The sequence below is a fragment of the Streptomyces sp. NPDC026394 genome, assembly GCF_055567735.1.
Genome location: NZ_JBVHPX010000070.1, coordinates 1 through 1,462 on the forward strand (window position 1 = coordinate 1; position 1,462 = coordinate 1,462).

At 71.4% G+C, this 1,462-nt stretch carries 1 protein-coding gene; it reads right to left on the reverse strand.

All coding sequences use genetic code 11. The features are described from left to right. Positions 1-1,460 (reverse strand): acetyl-CoA carboxylase biotin carboxylase subunit (locus tag ACZ4QV_RS42460; protein ID WP_467764569.1); only part of this gene is annotated, 1,460 nt, incomplete at its 3' end. Positions 1,461-1,462 lie beyond the last annotated feature (2 nt).

Genomic DNA, 1,462 nt, shown 5'->3' on the forward strand with positions numbered 1-1,462 from the left:
GGCAGCGAGACTTCCAGGCGCTTGCCGCCGACCTCGACGACGACCGTCTCGCGGGTGTCGGGCTCGGTCTCGTCGGTGCCGGGTGCGGCGAACGGTTTGATGTCGTTGACGAACTCGGTCTCGATCCAGCGGGTGTGGACCTGGAACGGTGCGGTGGAGCCGGTCAGCTCGGGTGCGAACGCGGGGTCTTTGACGACCGTGCGGTGGAAGGGGAGGGCGGTGGCCATGCCCTCGACGGTGAATTCTTCCAGTGCGCGGGCGGCGCGTTGCAGGGCCTGCTGGCGGGTGGCGCCGGTGATGATGAGCTTGGCGAGCAGGGAGTCCCAGGCCGGGCCGATGACGGAGCCGGACTCCACGCCCGCGTCCAGGCGCACGCCGGGGCCGGCGGGGGCCTGGAAGGTGGTGACGGTGCCGGGGGCCGGGAGGAAGTTGCGGCCGGGGTCCTCGCCGTTGATGCGGAACTCGAAGGAGTGGCCGCGTACCGGCGGGTCGTCGTAGCCGAGTTCTTCGCCGTCGGCGATGCGGAACATCTCGCGGACCAGGTCCAGGCCGGTGACCTCTTCGGTGACCGGGTGCTCGACCTGGAGGCGGGTGTTGACCTCCAGGAAGGAGATGGTGCCGTCCTGGCCGACGAGGAATTCGCAGGTGCCCGCGCCCTGGTAGCCGGCTTCCTTGAGGATGGCCTTGGAGGCGCGGTAGAGCTCGGCGTTCTGCTCGTCGCTCAGGAACGGTGCGGGGGCTTCTTCGACGAGCTTTTGGTGGCGGCGCTGGAGGGAGCAGTCACGGGTGGAGACGACGACGACGTTGCCGTGCTGGTCGGCCAGGCACTGGGTCTCCACGTGCCGGGGGCGGTCGAGGTAGCGCTCGACGAAGCACTCGCCGCGGCCGAAGGCGGCGACGGCCTCGCGGACGGCGGAGTCGTACAGCTCGGGGACTTCTTCGAGGGTGCGGGCGACCTTCAGGCCGCGGCCGCCGCCGCCGAAGGCGGCCTTGATGGCGATGGGCAGGCCGTGCTGTTCGGCGAAGGCCACGACTTCGTCGGCGCCGGAGACCGGGTCGGGGGTGCCGGCGACCAGGGGTGCGCCGGCGCGCTGGGCGATGTGGCGGGCCGCGACTTTGTCGCCGAGGTCGCGGATGGCCTGGGGCGGGGGGCCGATCCAGGTCAGTCCGGCGTCCAGGACGGCCTGGGCGAATTCGGCGTTCTCGGACAGGAAGCCGTAGCCGGGGTGGATGGCGTCGGCACCTGAATCGGCGGCCGCGGCCAGGACCTTGGTGATGTCGAGGTAGCTGGTGGCCGGGGTGTCACCGCCCAGTGCGTAGGCCTCGTCCGCCGCGCGCACGTGCAGGGCGTCCCGGTCGGGGTCGGCGTAGACGGCCACACTCCCGATTCCGGCGTCCCGGCACGCCCGGGCAACGCGGACAGCGATTTCGCCTCGGTTGGCGATGAGCACCTTGCGCACGA